The 19,087-nt window shown below is 55.0% G+C and carries 14 protein-coding genes; 11 read left to right on the top strand and 3 right to left on the bottom strand.

The features are described 5' to 3' along the window. Positions 1-96: 96 nt before the first annotated feature. The 6 genes from JK231_RS05410 (at position 97) to JK231_RS05435 (ending at position 8,675) form a co-directional block, all read left to right on the top strand. Complete coding sequence (locus JK231_RS05410; RefSeq protein WP_058961954.1) at positions 97-1,227, top strand: HlyD family secretion protein; 1,131 nt, start codon at positions 97-99, stop codon at positions 1,225-1,227. Then, positions 1,224-2,792, top strand: a complete 1,569-nt coding sequence (locus JK231_RS05415; protein ID WP_034820876.1) for a DHA2 family efflux MFS transporter permease subunit — start codon at positions 1,224-1,226, stop codon at positions 2,790-2,792. The genes JK231_RS05410 and JK231_RS05415 overlap by 4 nt, the downstream gene beginning before the upstream one ends. A 1-nt stretch (position 2,793) precedes the next feature. Beyond that, on the top strand, positions 2,794-4,311 hold the full coding sequence (locus JK231_RS05420) for an efflux transporter outer membrane subunit (protein WP_211728148.1): 1,518 nt from the start codon (positions 2,794-2,796) through the stop codon (positions 4,309-4,311). 268 nt (positions 4,312-4,579) lie between these two features. Continuing rightward, entirely contained in the window at positions 4,580-6,061 is a 1,482-nt protein-coding gene (locus JK231_RS05425) for a sugar porter family MFS transporter (RefSeq protein WP_211728149.1), read from the top strand. 434 nt (positions 6,062-6,495) lie between these two features. Next, positions 6,496-6,897 (top strand): H-NS family nucleoid-associated regulatory protein, encoded by a 402-nt coding sequence (locus JK231_RS05430; RefSeq protein ID WP_034820857.1) that lies wholly within the window; start codon positions 6,496-6,498, stop codon positions 6,895-6,897. 185 nt (positions 6,898-7,082) lie between these two features. Next, positions 7,083-8,675, top strand: a complete 1,593-nt coding sequence (locus JK231_RS05435; RefSeq protein WP_097119365.1) for an ABC-F family ATPase — start codon at positions 7,083-7,085, stop codon at positions 8,673-8,675. Positions 8,676-8,739: 64 nt separating this feature from the next. On the opposite strand, the gene moeB is transcribed toward JK231_RS05435, so the two are convergent. After that, positions 8,740-9,495 (bottom strand): molybdopterin-synthase adenylyltransferase MoeB, encoded by a 756-nt coding sequence (gene moeB / locus JK231_RS05440; RefSeq protein ID WP_097119364.1) that lies wholly within the window; start codon positions 9,493-9,495, stop codon positions 8,740-8,742. Continuing rightward, positions 9,495-10,730 carry a molybdopterin molybdotransferase MoeA gene (gene moeA, locus JK231_RS05445; RefSeq protein WP_211728150.1) on the bottom strand — a complete coding sequence of 412 codons (1,236 nt, stop codon included), beginning with the start codon at positions 10,728-10,730 and terminating at the stop codon, positions 9,495-9,497. Before moeA ends, moeB begins: the two co-directional genes overlap by 1 nt. Before the next feature lie 228 nt (positions 10,731-10,958). Between moeA and JK231_RS05450 the strand changes: the two genes are divergently transcribed. The 5 genes from JK231_RS05450 (at position 10,959) to gsiD (ending at position 17,276) form a co-directional block, all read left to right on the top strand. Next, a complete protein-coding gene (locus JK231_RS05450; RefSeq protein WP_211728151.1) occupies positions 10,959-11,924 on the top strand; it encodes an isoaspartyl peptidase/L-asparaginase in 966 nt (321 codons plus the stop codon). Positions 11,925-11,933: 9 nt separating this feature from the next. Continuing rightward, the gene (gsiA, locus tag JK231_RS05455; protein WP_097119361.1) at positions 11,934-13,790 is read left to right on the top strand and encodes a glutathione ABC transporter ATP-binding protein GsiA; all 1,857 of its coding nucleotides are present in this window, start codon (positions 11,934-11,936) and stop codon (positions 13,788-13,790) included. 64 nt (positions 13,791-13,854) lie between these two features. Beyond that, positions 13,855-15,390, top strand: coding sequence for a glutathione ABC transporter substrate-binding protein GsiB (gsiB, locus tag JK231_RS05460; protein ID WP_034820792.1), 1,536 nt, complete (start codon positions 13,855-13,857; stop codon positions 15,388-15,390). 49 nt (positions 15,391-15,439) lie between these two features. Continuing rightward, positions 15,440-16,360, top strand: a complete 921-nt coding sequence (gsiC, locus tag JK231_RS05465) for a glutathione ABC transporter permease GsiC (RefSeq protein ID WP_211728152.1) — start codon at positions 15,440-15,442, stop codon at positions 16,358-16,360. 10 nt (positions 16,361-16,370) lie between these two features. After that, the gene (gene gsiD, locus JK231_RS05470) at positions 16,371-17,276 is read left to right on the top strand and encodes a glutathione ABC transporter permease GsiD (RefSeq protein ID WP_038647910.1); all 906 of its coding nucleotides are present in this window, start codon (positions 16,371-16,373) and stop codon (positions 17,274-17,276) included. A 93-nt stretch (positions 17,277-17,369) separates the two neighbouring features. On the opposite strand, the gene JK231_RS05475 is transcribed toward gsiD, so the two are convergent. Next, positions 17,370-19,037, bottom strand: coding sequence for a methyl-accepting chemotaxis protein (locus tag JK231_RS05475; protein WP_211728153.1), 1,668 nt, complete (start codon positions 19,035-19,037; stop codon positions 17,370-17,372). Positions 19,038-19,087: the final 50 nt, after the last annotated feature.

A 19,087-nucleotide genomic window follows, 5' to 3' on the forward strand; every position in this document is an offset into this window, starting at 1 on the left:
TGTGTAAAGTTGTACTGGCATTTGTCAATTTTCGATCTAAGGTTAAGTTGACCGTTTTTGCCCGTGGATCGGGATCACAGCCAGCGATGATAACCTATGAGTGATAACCACAATCAGCCGCCCGCACGCGAGCAGCAGGATGCGCAGCACGCTTCAGACTCCAGTCAAGACAACAACGAACCACAACGTAAACGCCCCGGCAAAAAGCCACTGGTCATTCTCGCCATCGTGGTGGTGATCATGCTGTTGGTGGGCCTGTGGTTCTGGTTTACCACGCGCAACATTGAATCCACGGATGATGCCTTTACCGAAGGTGATGCCGTGACCATCGCACCAAAAGCGGCCGGTTATGTGGTGAAACTGCTGGTGAAAGATAACCAGCGGGTGAAGCAGGGCGATTTGCTGGTGGAGATCGACCCACGCGATACCAGTGCCCAACGCGATCAGGCTAAAGCCCAGCTTGGCCTGGCTCAGGCGCAACTGCATCAGGCGCAGGCACAGTTAGCGCTGTCACGCGTGCAGTATCCTGCGCAGCGCGATCAGGCGTTAGCCGATCAAGCCAAAGCGCAGGCCAATCTTTTGAATGCGCAGGCGGACTATCGTCGTCAGCGCGGCGTGGATCCGCGCGCGACGTCACAACGCAACATCGATACCGCAGCCGCGCAGCTGCGATCCGCTGAAGCACAACTGCAAAGCGCCAAAGCGCAGGTCGAAGTGGCTTCACAGGTGCAATTGCAGATTCGTCAGCAGGAAACCAACGTAGAAGCGCGTCAGCAGCAGGTTGAGCAGGCGCAGGCTCAGCTCAATACCGCCGAACTGAATCTCTCTTATACCCAAGTGCGCGCCCCCTACGATGGCTTTGTCACCAAGCGCAACGTGCAGGTCGGTACGCTGGTACAGGCTGGCACGGCACTGTTTTCACTGGTGTCGCCGGATATCTGGATCAATGCCAACTTCAAAGAGTCCCAACTGGCGCGGATGAATCCCGGCGACAAAGTGGATATCAGTATCGACGCCTGGCCAGATATGAAGCTGGAAGGGCACGTTGATAGCGTGCAGATGGGGTCCGGCTCGCGTTTCTCCACCTTCCCGGCTGAAAACGCCACCGGTAACTACGTGAAAATTGTGCAGCGCGTGCCGGTGAAAATCGTCATCGATAAAGGATTGGATCCGAATCATCCGCTGCCACTGGGCCTGTCGGTTGAGCCGAAGGTCACCGTAGAATGAGTGCGAGCGAAAGCTGGCGTCCGGCCAGCAATCCCTGGCTGGTCGCCATCACGGTGACGCTGGCGGTGTTTATGGAGATCCTCGACACCACCATCGTTAACGTGGCGCTACCGCACATTGCCGGCTCACTCTCTTCCAGTTACGACGAATCCACCTGGGTGCTGACTTCCTATCTGGTGGCTAACGGCATTGTGTTGCCCATTTCCGCCTTCTTTAGCCGCTTGTTTGGGCGTAAACAGTTCTTCCTGATCTGTATTGTCATGTTCACCATCTGCTCGTTCCTGTGCGGTATCGCCACTGAGCTATGGCAAATCATTCTGTTCCGCGTGTTGCAGGGCTTTTTCGGCGGCGGTTTGCAGCCGGTGCAGCAATCGGTGCTCCTCGATTACTTTAAAGCGGAAGATCGTGGCAAAGCTTTTGGTCTCTCCTCGATTGCGATTATCGTCGCGCCAGTGATCGGCCCAACACTCGGCGGCTGGATCACCGATAACTACAGCTGGCGCTGGGTGTTCTTCATTAACATCCCGGTCGGAATTTTAACGGTGCTGGCTATCTATCAACTGCTGGAAGATCCACCGTGGGAGCGTAAATGGGCGAAGGGCAAGCTGAAGATCGATTACATCGGTATCAGCTTGATCACTCTTGGACTCGGCTGTTTGCAGGTGTTCCTTGACCGTGGTGAAGATGAAGACTGGTTCGCCTCGCACTTTATTCGCCTGTTTTGCATGCTGGCGGTGATCGGCATTGTCGGCGCCGTCTACTGGCTGCTGTATGCACGTAAACCAGTGGTAGATATCACGGTCATGAAAGATCGTAACTTCTGGGTGGCCGGTTTGCTGATGGCAGGCATGGCGATGATTCTGTACGGCAGTTCGGTAGTACTTCCACAACTGGCGCAGCAGGATCTGGGCTATACCGCGACCTGGTCGGGGCTGGTACTCTCGCCCGGTGCGATATTGATCGTCCTGACCATTCCGCTGGTGCTGAAGCTGATGCCGATTGTGCAAACACGCTACATCATTGCTTTCGGTTTTACCTGTCTCGCCAGCGCCTTCTTCTATTCCACGACCTTGACGCCGAACGTTGATTTTACCACCCTGGTATTAATGCGCAGTGCGCAATCGATAGGGCTAGGTTTCCTGTTTGTACCGCTGACGACCATTGCTTTTATTACGGTGCCGCAACGGCTCAATGCGGATGCATCGGCATTGTTTACCATGTTCCGTAATGTGGCGGGATCGATCGGTATTTCACTGGCAACGGCGGGGATCACTGAGCGTATGCAGGCGCGGTCGGCGAGTATGGTGCATAACATGACGCCGCTCAACGAGCCGTTCAATCTCACTTTGCAGCATTGGGCACAGTCGATTCGCGACTTTACGTCTGCGGTGGGCGATCCCCTGACGCTGGCGACCGGTCAGCTGTACAAAGAGATGATTGCACAGGCGCGAATCCTGGCGTACATCGACGTATTTATGGGCCTGAGTATTGTGGCCTTGCTGTTGATTCCATTTTGTTGGTTGCTTTCGCCGATCAAGAGCGAAGGCAGTGCAGGAGCACACTAAGATGATCACCTCTCCGCGCTTGAGTTTGCTGGCGCTGTCTCTGCTTCTGGCGGGTTGCGCTGTGGGCCCTGATTATCAGCCACCCCATGCGCAGACGCCGGGCAGCTATCGCGATTTGCCGTCGCAGGAAGCCTCAAAACCGCAATCGGCGGCCACCAACCCGCTGTGGTGGAAAAGCTTTAATGATCCACAACTGGATAGCCTGATTGAACGCGCCATTGCCGGTAACTTATCCCTGCAGCAGTCGGTGTTGCGCATTGCTGGCGCGCGTGAGCAACTGGCGCAGGCGCGCGGCGGGCTTTTTCCGTCACTCAATGGCTCGGCTAAAGTCACACGTCAGCAGTTGGGCCTAAAAGGCATACTGAAATCCAACGGGGTTTACGATCAGGTGGACAGTGACGTCGCCAATCAACTGAACGGCCTCGATCATTCTGTCACCCTTTATCAAGGCAGCTTTGACGCCAGCTGGGAGCTTGATCTGTGGGGCAAAGTGCGCCGTCAGATGGAAGCCGCAGATGCGCAGCAGCAGGCTGCCATCGAACAACGCAATGATGCGCTGGTGTCACTCGAAGCAGAAGTGGCACGTGCCTATCTGCAATTGCGCGGCGCGCAAGCGGTACTCAATACTCTGCAGCAGCAAATCGATGTGGCGCAGCAAACCTGGGAACTGACGCAAAGCCAGCAGCGTAACGGCATGGCGCCGCTCACCGATGTGGAAAATGCGCGCGCACAACTTGCCTCGCTGAACGCGCAATTGCCGGGCTATCAGTCGCAGGAACGTCAGGCCATGAATGGTTTAGCGGTATTGCTGGGCAAAACGCCGGGCGCACTGGATAACGAGCTGATGAGCAGTAAAGCGTTACCGCCGTTGCCGAAAATGGTGGCGGTGGGGATTCCATCCACGTTGGCGCGACGACGTCCGGATATTCGCCAGGCGGAAGCCAATCTGCATGCGCAGACTGCCAACATTGGCGTGTCGGTGGCGGATCTGTTCCCCAGCCTGTCACTGACGGGTCAACTCGGGGTGCGCAACACCGATGCCAGCTATCTGGATGACTGGAGCAGCCATTTCTACAGTATCGGGCCCTCGCTCTCCATTCCGATTTTTCAGGGCGGGCGTTTGGTCTCCAGCGTGAAACTGGCACGCGCGCAGCAGGCCAATGCAGCGCTTGAATATCGTCAGACGGTGCTGACTGCCTTGCAGGATGTCGAGAATGCCCTGGTCAGTTATCGCGCCGATCAGCAGCAGGTGGCAGCTCTGGATGTAACCACTGGCGCATTGCAGAGAGCATTTGATCTCGCCAGTGATAGCTACAAGCAGGGGATTTCCAGCTTCCTGGATGTGTTGGACGCACAGCGTCAGTTAGCGCAGGCAGAAGCACAATCGACACAGGCACGAATGCAGAGTGCACTGGATTTAGTCGCGTTGTACAAAGCGCTGGGCGGCGGCTGGGAACCTTATCAGAACGTTAATTTGCCGGAATATTCTGTGTTTGGCCCTGCTACCACGGTGCCTTAGTCGTAAAAGGGGGCAGTCTGCGGGTTGCCCCAGCATCAGGCATCACAATTCGCCCATTTTGAAACGAAAGTTTTCATTTTGGACTAAATGCAAATTCCCCTCTGATCACTCTTCACCGATTTACACGTAGTAAAGCCCCTTTTTGTGATCTGCTCCGCATGTAAATGCGGGGTTCATGATCTGTAGCGCAAAATTTAAATTTCATAATTATTCCTGTTGGTTGAAATAAACTATTTTTAAATCTTCTCTTACTGTTAAGGAGTGGATTATGCCGCGGGAAAACTACCTTACCCCCAACAAAGCATCAGGGCCGAACAGCAGCACGCGCACTGAACCCTTTGTGAAGGTGATAGCAATGATTGCCACCTTAGGGGGGTTGCTGTTCGGCTATGACACCGGTGTGATTTCTGGCGCGCTGCTATTTATGGGCAACGATCTCCATCTGACACCCTTTTCCACGGGGTTGGTCACCAGCAGCCTGCTGTTTGGCGCGGCTTTTGGTGCCCTGGCATCAGGCCACTTTGCCGCCGCGGCCGGGCGGAGAAAAATCATTCTGGTGCTGGCGGTGATTTTCGCCATTGGCGCAATCGGCACCGCGTTAGCACCTGACGTTGAATGGATGATTTTCTTCCGCCTGGTATTGGGTGTGGCGGTGGGGGGCGCGTCAGCGACAGTCCCGGTGTACATCGCGGAGATGGCGCCCGCCAACAAACGTGGCCAGTTAGTGACCATGCAAGAACTGATGATCGTCTCCGGGCAGATGTTGGCTTACATCTCCAACGCCGGTTTTAACGCGGTATGGGGCGGTGATACCACCTGGCGTTGGATGCTGGCGGTAGCGACGGTGCCTGCCGTGCTGCTGTGGTTCGGCATGCTGTTTATGCCCGACTCACCGCGTTGGTATGCGATGAAAGGGCGGTTAGCAGAAGCGCGTCAGGTGCTGGAACGCACGCGAGCTAAACAAGATGTTGAGTGGGAACTCACGGAAATAGAAGAAACCTTAGCTGAAGAGCAACATGAAACGCGCCCACGCCTGCATGAACTTCGTCAACCCTGGCTGTTTAAATTATTTTTGATTGGCGTGGGTATTGCGGTCATACAGCAGTTAACCGGGGTGAATACCATCATGTATTACGCTCCGACCATGTTAAAAGCCGTGGGCATGAGCGATAACGCAGCATTAATTGCCACCATCGCCAATGGCGTTATTTCAGTATTAATGACTTTCGTCGGTATCTGGCTGCTGGGGCGCATTGGGCGCCGTACCATGACGATGTTAGGACAGTTTGGCTGTACCGCCTGTCTGGTATTTATTGGTGCCGTCAGTTATTTCATGCCGGAGACGGTAAATGGTCAACCTGATGTTCTGCGCAGTTATATAGTGTTGCTGGGAATGCTGATGTTTTTGAGCTTCCAGCAAGGTGCACTCTCACCCGTGACCTGGTTGCTATTGTCTGAAATTTTCCCTACACGTCTGCGTGGGATATTTATGGGCGGCGCCGTGTTTGCAATGTGGATCGCTAATTTCCTTATCTCGCTGATGTTCCCAATCCTGTTGGCATCGGTGGGTTTATCGGGAGCGTTCTTTATTTTTGCGCTAATCGGAATAGGGGGAGCCATTTTTGTGGTTCGCTTTGTACCGGAAACACGAAATCGTTCACTGGAACAGATCGAGCATTATTTGCACGACTGGCTGTCAAATGAAGAACCGCAACCGCAGTTGACGCACGCTGTGAAGAAAAGCTCGTAACCTGAGGTGACGTTTTTATGAGGGTAAAAGCCGGTGCATGCACTGGCTTTTTATCGATAAGTGGGGATAAAAATGCGATTGTGGTCTCAACTGTCAGAATAGAATAATCACCTGTGAAAATAGATTTTCGGCCATAACATTAATCTTCATTAATCTGCTAACACACATCAGCCAGGCAAGGCATTAACCGCTAAATGCTTGTTTATCAGCCGGGAATAACCTCTGAAATCGGTACCAGTTCCAGTCGATGGTACTAAAGTGCTGTTGTTAATTCACCGTTAATTAAAGCTTCTCGCTGGGGATATCGCTCAAATTGTGAATACGTTAATCAGTTAGGAATTATCCGTCCGCATAAATTAATTTATTTTTTTATTTGAATTGGGTAATCTTGCCACTACAGTTTATTTAAACCCCCCTTAAGCAAGGACCTTGTGATGAGTGACGCATTTAAAGTTCTGAACAACATTCGCACATTACGTGCGCAGGCTCGTGAACTGCCATTGACCGATCTGGAAGAGATTCTGGAGAAATTAACCGTGGTGGTGACTGAGCGCCGCGACGAAGTTCATGCAGAAGAAGCGCAGAATCGCGAGAAAGAAGAAAAGCTGTCTAAATACCGCGAAATGCTGCTGGCTGACGGTATTGACCCGAACGAATTGCTGGGTGCGCTGGAAACCGGTAAAAAACGCGCTAAGCGTGCACCGCGTCCGGCTAAATATTCTTACACCGATGAGAACGGTGAAGAGAAATCATGGACCGGCCAGGGCCGTACCCCAGCAGCGATTAAGAAAGCGCTGGACTCTGGTAAAAGCCTGGACAGCTTCCTGATCAAATAATCGACACAATCCTTGTAAGCGGGAGCCGAAGACCACGTTGTCTTCGGCTTTTTTATTTCTCTATTTGCAACAACGCGTTTAGCGCCTTCGCTCGCTGCCTGCAGGCGCAGAGGTGGCGTCCCGGTGCTGCTTTCTGGCATAATGCCCGCTGTTTTTTCCTCCACTGCGTAACAAAGGTCAATGCCGTGTTAGTTTCCAGCAATATTACTATGCAGTTCGGCAGTAAGCCGCTGTTTGAGAATATCTCCGTTAAGTTTGGCGGCGGTAATCGTTACGGTTTAATCGGTGCGAACGGCAGCGGTAAATCGACCTTCATGAAAATACTGGGCGGCGACCTGGTACCGACCAACGGTAATGTTTCACTCGACCCTAACGAGCGTATCGGTAAGTTACGTCAGGACCAGTTTGCCTTTGAGCAATTCAGCGTGCTGGATACGGTGATTATGGGTCACGCCGAATTATGGGCGGTGAAGGAAGAGCGCGACCGTATTTATGCTTTGCCAGAAATGAGCGAAGAGGAAGGTTATAAAGTTGCCGACCTGGAAGTTGAATACGGCGAAATGGATGGTTACAGCGCGGAATCTCGTGCCGGTGAATTATTGCTGGGCGTGGGCATTCCGGTGGAACAGCATTACGGTCCGATGAGCGAAATCGCACCAGGTTGGAAATTGCGTGTGCTGTTGGCGCAGGCATTATTCTCAAACCCGGATATTTTGCTACTCGATGAACCGACGAACAACCTGGATATTGATACCATTCGTTGGCTGGAGCAGGTGCTAAACGAACGTAACAGTACCATGATTATCATTTCGCATGACCGTCACTTCCTGAATATGGTGTGTACGCACATGGCGGATCTGGATTACGGCGAACTGCGCGTGTATCCAGGAAATTATGACGAATATATGACCGCGGCGACGCAAGCGCGTGAACGTTTAATTTCTGATAACGCGAAGAAGAAAGCGCAAATTGCAGACCTGCAATCATTCGTTAGCCGTTTTAGTGCCAACGCCTCTAAATCGCGTCAGGCGACTTCGCGTGCCAAGCAGATTGATAAAATTAAGCTGGATGAAGTGAAAGCTTCCAGTCGTCAAAACCCTTATATCCGTTTTGATCAGGATAAGAAGCTGTTCCGTAATGCGCTGGAAGTTGAGGCACTGACGAAAGGATTCGATAACGGACCGCTGTTCAGCAAGCTTAATCTGATGGTTGAAGTTGGCGAGAAAGTGGCCATTCTCGGTGCCAACGGTATCGGTAAAACCACGTTGCTGAAAACATTGGTCGGCGAATTAACGCCTGACAGCGGCACTGTGAAATGGTCCGAGAATGCGCTGATTGGTTATTATGCGCAGGATCACGCAGAAGATTTCGCCGATGACCTGAGTGTTTTCGACTGGATGAGTCAGTGGAAGCAGGAAGGTGACGACGAGCAAGCGGTGCGCAGTATTCTGGGCCGTCTGCTGTTTGGTCATGATGAAATCAAGAAGCCTGCTAAAGTGCTCTCTGGTGGTGAGAAAGGCCGCATGCTGTTTGGCAAGCTGATGATGCAGAAGCCGAACATCTTGATCATGGATGAACCGACCAACCATCTCGATATGGAATCGATTGAATCGCTTAACCTGGCACTTGAAGGTTACGAAGGCACGCTGATTTTCGTTTCGCATGACCGTGAGTTTGTCAGTTCACTGGCAACCCGCGTGATGGAGATGAAGGGTGATCGCATTATCGACTTTACCGGCAACTACGAAGATTATCTGCGTAGTCAGGGTATTGTTTAATTATAAATGATTGAATGACAGTAATTACGGCGCGGAGAATCGCGCCGTTATTATTTTCGGGAAATCATGGTTTCCCGCACACTTCGCAATGCCTGTCCTGCATCACCTTCATGCTACGAAATTCTGCACTCATCGCATCGTAGATCAACAGGCGTGCACGGGCTGGTTGCCCCAACGCGGTCAGCACTTTTATGGCCTCTAAAGCTTGCATCGCACCAATGACACCGACCAACGGCGCCAGCACGCCGGCTTCCACGCAGCTTAATGTCTGATCGCCAAACAAGCGGCTAATGCAGCGATAACAGGGTTCCCCCGGCTGCCAGGTAAACACGCTGAGCTGGCCTTCCATACGAATGGCCGCCCCGGAAATCAGCGGCACCTTGTGCTGGTAACACAAACGATTGATCTGCTCACGCGCATCAACGTTATCCGTGCAATCGAGCACCGCATCATGGCGCGCGATCAGGGCACTGAGTTGAGCATCATCCAGCTGTGCATCAATCGGTTCGAGCTGGCAATGCGGGTTAATCGCCGCCAGCCGTTGACGCGCAGATTCCACCTTGGGCTGGCCGAGGGTGGCATCGCTGTGAAGAATCTGGCGCTGCAGATTGCTTAAGCTGACGCTGTCGAAATCCAGCAAGGTAAGATGGCCCACACCGGCCGAAGCCAGATAGGGCGCAGCGGCACAGCCAAGCCCGCCGAGACCCACAATCAATACCCGCGACGCTTTGAGCTTCTCCTGACCGTCAAAATCAAAATCCCGCAGCACGATCTGACGGTTGTAACGCAGCATCTCCTCATCGCTCAGTTCGACGCTCATTAGCCCTCCAGCAGGCTATTGAAAACTTCAACCTCAACCCATTCGCCAGGTTCCACATCCGCACGATCGCGATCCAGCACAATAAAACAGTCGGCAAGGGCGAAAGAGCTAAACACGTGCGAACCCTGGGCACCGGTGCTGCGCACTTCCAGCACGCCATCTTCACCACGATTGAGAATGCCGCGCTGGAAGTCGAGGCGTCCAGGCGATTTCTTCAAACGCTGAGTGGCACGAGCGCGTTGACGTAGCGGCATAATGCGCGTGGTCTGCCCGGTGAGGGTGGCCAGTAACGGCTGCACCAGCTGATAGAAGGTCACGGCGGCAGACACCGGATTGCCGGGCAGCCCGCAGAACCAGCTGTTGGCTAAGCGGCCAAAGGCGAACGGTTTGCCCGGCTTCATCGCCAGCTTCCAGAAGGTAATCACGCCTAACTCTTCCAGCATCGCTTTAGTGAAATCCGCTTCGCCGACGGAGACGCCACCGGTGCTGATCACGACATCCGCCTGACGATCGGCTTCACTGAATGCCTTGCGCAGCGCCTCGGGATCGTCCGCAATCACGCCCAAATCGATCACTTCGCAGCCCAGTTTGTTAAGCATCAGCGATACGGTGAAGCGGTTCGTGTCGTAGATTTGACCGTCAGCCAAGGGCTGGCCCACCGCCTGCAATTCATCGCCGGTAGAGAAAATCGCCACGCGCAGTTTGCGCAGCACGCTGACTTCGGCAATCCCCAGTGAAGCCAGCAGCGGCAACTCGGAGGCTCCGAGGCGAACACCCGCCTCCAGCACCTGTTTGCCCGCCTGAATATCTTCGCCGATGCGACGAATGTTTTGGCCGTCGCGCACTTCAGCGGTGATGACGATACCGCCCGCACGCTGTTCGGTTTGCTCCTGCATCACCACGGCATCGCAGCCTGCTGGAATCGGCGCACCGGTCATAATACGAATCACGCTGCCAGCGGGCCAATCGCCGTTGAACGGCGCGCCGGCAAAAGCTTTGCCTGCGACCGGAAATTCGCGGTCCGGCACGATATCGCTGAGACGTACGGCATAACCATCCATCGCGGAGTTATCAAACGGCGGCACATCCAGTGGAGACGTCACCGGTTTGGCGGTGATGCGACCTGCAGCCTCATACAGCGAGACGCTGAGGCAATCGCTAATGGGCGTGAGCTGTTGCAGCATTTTTTGCTGCGCGTCTTCGAGGGAGATTAATCCTGCGGTGAAAGGTTCCATGTCAGTCTCTGCGTGATGAATTTCAGTTGCTGCCTATTATGGTGACATTTGTCTGCCGAGTCACATGTGACTAAAAAAGCATAATCCACAATAAAAGGTTATGACCGGAGATACACTTTCTGCTTTACAAGCCGGGAGTGCCTTTCTATAGTCGAAAATTGCCTAAAAAAGATGAAAACCATTCTAAATCAGTGTTTTTGGTTCTGATTTCCTGACAGGGTACCGGTTATGGCTAAAGCAGTTATCGCAATTCACGGCGGTGCGGGCGCAATCACGCGTGCCGCTATGAGCGCCGAAAAAGAGCAGCAATATCGTCAGCAATTGCACGCAATCGTTACCGCAGGGCAGCAGATTCTGGCCACGGGCGGCAGCGCGCTGGATGCGGTGACCGAGGCGGTGCGGCTGCTGGAAGAGTGCCCACTGTTTAACGCAGGCAAAGGCGCGGTGTTTACCCATCAAGGCACTCACGAACTGGATGCCAGCATTATGGATGGCCGCACTCTGGATGTCGGTGCGGTGGCGGGCGTGAATCACATTCGTAACCCGATTCTGGCGGCGCGTAAAGTGATGGAAAACAGCCCGCACGTGCTGTTTATCGGTGCGGGAGCAGAAGCCTTTGCCGCAGAACAGGGGTTGGAACAGGTTGCGCCGGATTTCTTCTCCACGCCTGAACGCTGGGAACAGCTACAGCGTGCGCTGAGCAGCCAGCAGATGGTGCTCGATCATGACGGCGCTGCGCAAAGCCACAGCGACGATCCGCTCGACCCCGATCGCAAATTCGGTACCGTGGGTGCGGTGGCGCTCGATCTTCAGGGTAATCTGGCCGCTGCGACCTCAACCGGCGGTATGACCAACAAGCAGGTCGGCCGCGTGGGCGATTCGCCGCTCGTCGGCGCGGGCTGCTACGCTAATAATGAGACCGTGGCGGTTTCCTGCACCGGCACCGGTGAAGTGTTTATTCGCACTCTGGCAGCGTATGACGTTTCTGCACAGATGGAGTACGGCGGCCGTAGCCTGCAGCAAGCCACCGCCAACGTGATTCATGACAAAGTGCAGGAGCTGGAAGGCAGCGGCGGGCTGATCGCTGTCGACAGCCATGGCAACGTGGCGCTGCCCTTCAACAGCGAAGGGATGTATCGGGGATTCGCCTATGTGGGTGGCGAAGTCGAGGTAGCGATTTACCGCGATAGCTAAGGAGCAGGCATGACGCAGCAGCATCAGCAGTTTGCACCCGAGCAGGTTTTGGCGGTGCGTGACCTCAACGTACGGTTTGAGCATGAAGGGCGAATCACCGAAGCGGTGCGTAACCTGTCACTGGATTTGCATCGTGGGGAAACGCTGGCACTGGTGGGCGAATCCGGTTCGGGCAAATCGGTCACCTCGCTGGCGCTGATGCGCTTGATTCAGCAGGCGGGCGGCGATGTCAGTGGCGAGATCCAACTGCGTCGACGTAACGGCGAGGTGCTGGATGTGATGCGCGCTACCACCAGCCAGATGCGCAAAGTGCGCGGTGCCGATATGGCGATGATTTTCCAGGAGCCGATGACCTCGCTTAACCCGGTGTTTACCGTGGGCGAGCAGATCGCCGAATCCATCCGTTTACATCAGGGCAAAAGCCACCAACAAGCGCAGGCCGAAGCACGGCGCATGCTGGATCTGGTGCGCATACCTGAAGCCCACAATGTGTTATCGCGCTTTCCGCATCAACTCTCCGGCGGCATGCGTCAACGCGTGATGATTGCCATGGCGCTGTCATGCAAACCTGCTTTGTTGATTGCCGATGAGCCTACTACCGCGCTGGACGTGACCATCCAGGCGCAAATTCTGCAGCTGATCCGCGTGCTGCAAAAAGAGATGCAGATGGGGGTGATTTTTATCACTCACGATATGGGCGTGGTGGCGGAGATGGCCGATCGCGTACAGGTGATGTATCGCGGCGATGTGGTTGAGCGTGCGCCGGTGCAGAAGCTGTTTGATGCGCCGCAACAGCCTTACACCCGCGCCTTGCTGGCGGCCGTGCCGAAGTTGGGAGCGATGAGCGGCCAGCCGCTGCCCGCTAAATTCCCCTTACTGCACACCAATGGCCGTGAAGAGATTGCCAAACCGCAGGATACGGTGCGCAGCGATGAACCGCCGATTTTGCAGGTACGCGACCTGGTGACGCGCTTTGATATTCGTGGTGGGTTATTGAATCGCGTGAAACGCCGTGTGCATGCGGTGGAGAAGGTCAGCTTTGATCTGCATGCTGGCGAGACGCTGGCGCTGGTCGGCGAATCCGGCTGCGGAAAATCCACTACCGGTCGATCGCTGCTGCGCCTGGTCGCCAGCCAGGGCGGCACGATTACTTTTAATGGTCAGCGTATTGATGCGTTGCAGGGCAACGCGCTGGCTTCGCTGCGCCGCGATATTCAGTTCATTTTTCAGGACCCTTACGCCTCCCTCGATCCGCGCCTGACGGTGGGTTTCTCGATTATGGAACCGCTGCTGGTGCACAAAACCATGGATCGGCGCCAGGCGGAGAAGCGTGTAGCCTGGCTGCTGGAGCGCGTCGGTTTGCTGCCGGAGCATGCGCAGCGCTATCCACACGAGTTCTCAGGCGGCCAGCGCCAGCGCATCTGCATCGCTCGCGCATTGGCCCTGAACCCTAAAGTGGTGATTGCCGATGAGTCAGTCTCGGCGCTGGATGTCTCGATTCAGGCGCAAATTATCAATCTGATGCTCGACTTGCAGCGCGAGTTTGGCATCGCCTTCTTATTTATTTCTCACGATATGGCGGTGGTAGAACGCATCAGCCATCGCGTGGCGGTGATGTATCTCGGACAGATTGTGGAAATGGGGCCGCGCCAGGCGGTGTTTGAGCAGCCGCGCCATCCTTACACGAAAAAACTGATGGCCGCGGTGCCGGTCGCCGATCCGGCGCACCGTCATCGCGAGCGGGCGTTAATGGTGGATGAAATCCCCAGCCCGATCCGCCCCTTGGGTGATGAGCCAGAAGTGGCACCGTTACTGGAAGTGGCACCGGGGCATTTTGTTGCCCGCCACGCCATTAGCGGTGCCTGAGCAGCAAGCAACCGCGTCATCCACGGATGTCGCGCATGACAGGGATTACAGGAGAACGATAACAATGCACCACATTATGCGAAAAGGGGTTATCACTGCCGGGTTGTTGAGTTCAGCGCTGGCGATGCCAGCGTGGGCAGCGAAGGACGCGGTGATTGCTGTGGCGTCAACCTTTACCACTATGGATCCGTACGACGCCAATGACACATTGTCGCAGTCGGTGGCCAAGGCGTTCTATCAGGGACTGTTCGGCTTCGACAAAGACATGAAGCTGCAAAACGTGCTGGCGGAAAGCTATCAGGCGAGCAGCGATGGCTTAACTTACACTATCAAACTGCGCTCGGGCGTGAAGTTCCAGGATGGCACCGATTTCAACGCGGAAGCGGTCAAGGCCAACATCGACCGTGCCAGCAACCCGGATAATCATCTCAAGCGTTACAACCTGTTCAAGTATGTGGCCAGCACCGAAGCGGTGGATCCGACCACGGTGAAGATTACGCTGAAGCAGCCGTTCTCGGCCTTCATCAACAATCTGGCGCACCCGGCGGCAGTGATGATTTCGCCCACCGCCCTGAAGAAATACGGTAAGGACATTGGCTTCCATCCGGTGGGTACCGGTCCGTATGAGTTCGTTACCTGGAATCAGACCGACTTCGTCAAAGTGAAGAAGTGGGATGGCTACTGGAAGAAAGGCTATCCGAAGCTGGACAGCATCACTTTCCGCCCGGTAGTAGACAACAACACCCGTGCGGCGATGTTGCAGACCGGCGAAGCGACCTTTGCATTCCCGGTACCGTTTGAGCAGGCTAAATTGCTGCAGGGCAACAGCAAACTCGACGTCGTCACCACGCCATCGATTATGCAGCGTTACATCAGCCTCAACGTGACGCAGAAGCCGTTTGATAATCCAAAAGTGCGTGAAGCGCTGGAATACGCCATTAACCGTGAGGCGCTGGTTAAAGTGGCGTTTGCTGGTTATGCCACGCCAGCCACCGGCATCGTGCCACCGGCGATTGATTTTGCGCAGAAATATCCAGCGATTAAATATGACCCGGCCAAAGCACGTGAGCTGTTGAAAGAAGCAGGCTTCCCGAACGGTTTCGAAACCACCTTGTGGTCATCTCACAACCACAGCACCGCGCAAAAAGTGTTGCAGTTCACTCAGCAGCAGCTGGCGCAGGTCGGCGTGAAGGTGAAAGTCACCGCGATGGATGCCGGTCAGCGTGCCGCAGAAGTCGAGAGCAAAGGGCAGAAAGAGAGCGGTGTGCGCATGTTCTACACTGGCTGGTCGGCTTCGACCGGTGAAGCAGATTGGGCACTGACGCCGCTGTTTGCCACCACCTCCTGGCCGCCAGCCATCTTTAACACGGCGTTCTACAGCAATCCGCAAGTGGATAAAGATCTGAGCGATGCACTGAAAACCACCGATCGTGAGCAGAAAGCCAAACTGTACAAAGACGCTCAGGATCGTATCTGGAACGACCATCCGTGGATTCCGCTGGTGGTTGAGCAGTTGCTCTCCGCGAACAATAAAAACCTCACCGGTTTTTATGTCATGCCCGACACCTCATTCAATTTTGATGAGGCGGATCTGAAGTAACAGGCGCGGCCAGCCTTGCGAGGCTGGCCGCTGCTGCGCAGGATTTTGCATGCTCAACTATTTTCTCAAACGACTACTGGGGTTGATCCCCACGCTGCTGATTGTCGCGGTGCTGGTGTTCCTGTTTGTCCACCTGCTGCCGGGCGATCCGGCGCGCCTGATTGCGGGTCCGGAAGCGGATGCCTCGGTGGTGGCGCTGGTGCGTCAGGAACTCGGTCTCGATCAGCCGCTGATCCAGCAGTTCTGGCACTTTATTTTCAATGCGTTGCAGGGGGATTTTGGCCAGTCGATGGTGTCGAAACGTCCGGTCTCGGAAGAGATAGCCGCGCGCTTCTTCCCGACGCTGTGGCTGACGCTCACCAGCATGGTGTGGGCGGTGATTTTCGGTATGACCATCGGCATTACCTCCGCCGTCTGGCGCAACCGCTGGCCCGATCGCATCGGCATGACGCTGGCCGTATCTGGCATCTCTTTTCCCGCTTTCGCCTTAGGCATGCTGCTGATGCAGGTGTTCTCTGTTGAGCTGGGTTGGCTGCCAACGGTCGGTGCCGACAGCTGGAAACACTATATTCTGCCGTCGATAACCTTGGGCGCAGCGGTCGCGGCGGTGATGGCACGCTTTACCCGCGCATCGTTTGTCGAGGTGATGCAGGAAGATTACATGCGCACCGCGCGCGCCAAAGGGGTACGTGAGTCGCTGGTGGTGGTGAAACACGGTCTGCGCAATGCGATGATTCCGGTGGTGACCATGATGGGCCTGCAGTTTGGTTTCCTGCTCGGTGGCTCAATTGTGGTGGAAGTGGTGTTCAACTGGCCCGGTTTAGGCCGCTTGCTGGTGGATTCGGTGGAGATGCGCGATTATCCGGTGATTCAGGCCGAAGTGCTGCTGTTCTCGCTGGAGTTCATTTTGATCAATTTGATTGTCGATATGTTGTATGCGGCGATCAACCCGGCCATCCGTTACAGGTAAGGAGTCGCACTTGAAAAACTGGCGACGCGCAGCGGCATTGAAAACCATGCCGATGATGACGGAAACCCGGGTACGTACGCCGTGGCGTGAATTCTGGCGCCGCTTTCGCCATCAACATGTGGCGATGGTGGCGGGCTTATTTGTGCTGCTGTTAATTGTGGTGGCGTTTATCGCTCCGTTTATTGCCCCGTTTGATGCGGAAAACTATTTTGATTACGACCGGCTAAATGATGGGCCGTCGATGATGCACTGGTTTGGCGTGGATTCGCTAGGGCGTGACATATTTAGTCGCGTGCTGGTCGGCACACGCATCTCACTGATTGCGGGTTTCTTCTCGGTAGCGATCGGTGCGCTGATTGGTACGCTGCTGGGGTTGCTGGCCGGTTATTACGAAGGCTGGTGGGATCGCATTACCATGCGTATCTGTGACGTGCTGTTTGCTTTCCCCGGCATTCTGCTGGCGATTGCGGTGGTGGCGATCATGGGCAGCGGCATGAGCAATGTGATTGTGGCGGTGGCGATTTTCAGTATTCCAGCCTTTGCTCGCCTGGTGCGTGGCAATACGCTGGTGTTGAAACACCAAACCTTTATTGAATCAGCCCGCAGCATCGGCGCATCAGATTGGACGATTATCATGCGTCACATTCTGCCCGGTACCGTGTCGTCGATTGTGGTCTATTTCACCATGCGTATCGGTACGTCGATCATCACGGCGGCGAGTTTGTCTTTCCTCGGACTGGGCGCGCAGCCGCCCACGCCGGAGTGGGGCGCGATGCTTAATGAAGCGCGTGCCGATATGGTGATTGCGCCGCATGTGGCGATCTTCCCCAGTCTGGCGATATTCCTGACGGTGCTGGCGTTCAATCTGTTGGGTGATGGACTGCGAGATGCGTTAGATCCGAAGTTAAAGACCTGAAATATCAAATCGGTGCGCGTTAGTGCGCACCCTGAAAAATCCCGTTGTGCAGGTCAGGCCGCCACTTATGGCGACCTGATTTTTTCTGTTACCTCAGAACGTTTGCCAGTTGTCGTTGCTGTGTGCACCGGCAGCGGGTAAGGCGCGTGGTGTGGTTGCGACAGGGGCTTTCACCGTGTTTGTCACCGGTGCCATCACTGCACGCGTCCCGGTTTTAAAGCGCGCCACCGCCGAAGACAGGCTGCTGGCCTGCTGCTCCAGCGAAGCCGAGGCGTTAGCGGATTCCTGCACCAGTATGGCGTTCTGCTGCGTTACGCGATCCATCTCGTTCACTGCCACACCAATCTGATCGATGCCGCGACTCTGCTCGTCAGAGGCCGACGCAATTTCGCCCATGATATCGGTCACGCGCGTTACCGCGCTGACGATCTCCTGCATGGTATCGCCGGCGCTGCTCACCTGTTGTGAACCTAAATTAACGCGCTGCACGGAGCCCTCAATCAGTAGCTTAATCTCTTTCGCTGCCTGTGCACTGCGCTGCGCCAGGCTACGGACTTCACCCGCGACCACAGCAAAGCCACGACCTTGTTCACCGGCGCGAGCGGCCTCAACGGCAGCATTCAGCGCCAGAATATTGGTCTGGAAAGCAATGCCATCGATCACGCTGGTGATGTCGGCGATTTTCTTCGAACTGTCGGCGATGTCGCGCATGGTTTTCACCACGCCGTCCACCACATTCCCACCTTTGTCAGCGGTTTCCGATGCGGTTTTCGCCAGCTGGGTCGCCTGACGTGCGTTATCGGCATTCTGTTTAACGGTGGCGGTCAGCTCTTCCATGCTGGCAGCGGTCTCTTCCAGCGAGGCGGCCTGTTGTTCCGTGCGGGAGGAGAGATCGTTGTTACCGTTGGCGATCGCGCTGGCACTGCCGAAAATGGCATCGGCACTGTCGCGCACATTGTTGATCGTGCCCAGCAGTGCTTGCTGCATATGATTGAGGCTCGCGGCAATGGCGGCCATTTCACTGTGTCCTTCAATCTTCAAACTGGCGGAGAGGTCGCCATCGGCAAAGCGCTCCATCTGCTGCTGAACTTGCTTCATCGGCGCCAACAGGATGCGGCGAACCAGCAGCCAAACCACCAGCAGCAACAGCACCACAATCACTGCCATCACAGCAACCATCACCAGCATATGCTGATAAGTGCTATCGTTATCTGCAGCGCGTGTATTGATTAACTGAACGTTGTCACCGCGCCACTGCTTGTAGGCCGCTTCCAAATCATCCTGCGCTTGCTGTGCATCCAGCTCGCCATAAGCGGCGTAGTTGTTGGCTTTCAGAAAGGTCGCGGATTGATTCAGCAGTTGGTAATAGTTCGCGAATTTGCTTTCGATAAGCTCGGCGGCTGCCGCACTTTGCCCCGCAATCCGTGGGACACTCTTGTAGCGGTCAAAGTGCTGTTTCGCTTCATCAAGCGAGGCGCCCGCGGAAACCAGCAGCTTGCTGATGGCAGCGCGTGAAGCATCATCGGTCTGATTCTTCAGAATGCGAATCGCCACGCGGTTGATGATAACGCGCGTTTTCACCAGCGTTTGCCAGCTATCGGAGAACTCACGTTGTTGATGTGATAGCTGGTTACTGGCGGTGAAATTATGCTGGCCAGCGATCAGGGAAGATAAAAACAGCGAGCCGGAGATGGCCTGCATAGCGGTGAATACCAACAGCATCAATATGATGGCAGTCACAATTTTCATTTTCGTCAACATGATTTTCTCAGAGCAAAGTAGGCTAGTAGTGAAGTTATCGGTGTAAAAGC

The sequence above is a fragment of the Pantoea sp. JGM49 genome, assembly GCF_018257655.1.
GTDB classification, from domain to species: Bacteria; Pseudomonadota; Gammaproteobacteria; order Enterobacterales; family Enterobacteriaceae; genus Pantoea; species Pantoea communis.

Coding starts and splice junctions, on each gene's coding strand:
- JK231_RS05410 (WP_058961954.1), top strand. CDS start 97: ATGAGTGATAACCACAATCAGCCGCCCGCACGCGAGCAGCAGGATGCG.
- JK231_RS05415 (WP_034820876.1), top strand. CDS start 1,224: ATGAGTGCGAGCGAAAGCTGGCGTCCGGCCAGCAATCCCTGGCTGGTC.
- JK231_RS05420 (WP_211728148.1), top strand. CDS start 2,794: ATGATCACCTCTCCGCGCTTGAGTTTGCTGGCGCTGTCTCTGCTTCTG.
- JK231_RS05425 (WP_211728149.1), top strand. CDS start 4,580: ATGCCGCGGGAAAACTACCTTACCCCCAACAAAGCATCAGGGCCGAAC.
- JK231_RS05430 (WP_034820857.1), top strand. CDS start 6,496: ATGAGTGACGCATTTAAAGTTCTGAACAACATTCGCACATTACGTGCG.
- moeB (WP_097119364.1), bottom strand. CDS start 9,495: ATGAGCGTCGAACTGAGCGATGAGGAGATGCTGCGTTACAACCGTCAG.
- moeA (WP_211728150.1), bottom strand. CDS start 10,730: ATGGAACCTTTCACCGCAGGATTAATCTCCCTCGAAGACGCGCAGCAA.
- JK231_RS05450 (WP_211728151.1), top strand. CDS start 10,959: ATGGCTAAAGCAGTTATCGCAATTCACGGCGGTGCGGGCGCAATCACG.
- gsiA (WP_097119361.1), top strand. CDS start 11,934: ATGACGCAGCAGCATCAGCAGTTTGCACCCGAGCAGGTTTTGGCGGTG.
- gsiB (WP_034820792.1), top strand. CDS start 13,855: ATGCACCACATTATGCGAAAAGGGGTTATCACTGCCGGGTTGTTGAGT.
- gsiC (WP_211728152.1), top strand. CDS start 15,440: ATGCTCAACTATTTTCTCAAACGACTACTGGGGTTGATCCCCACGCTG.
- JK231_RS05475 (WP_211728153.1), bottom strand. CDS start 19,037: ATGTTGACGAAAATGAAAATTGTGACTGCCATCATATTGATGCTGTTG.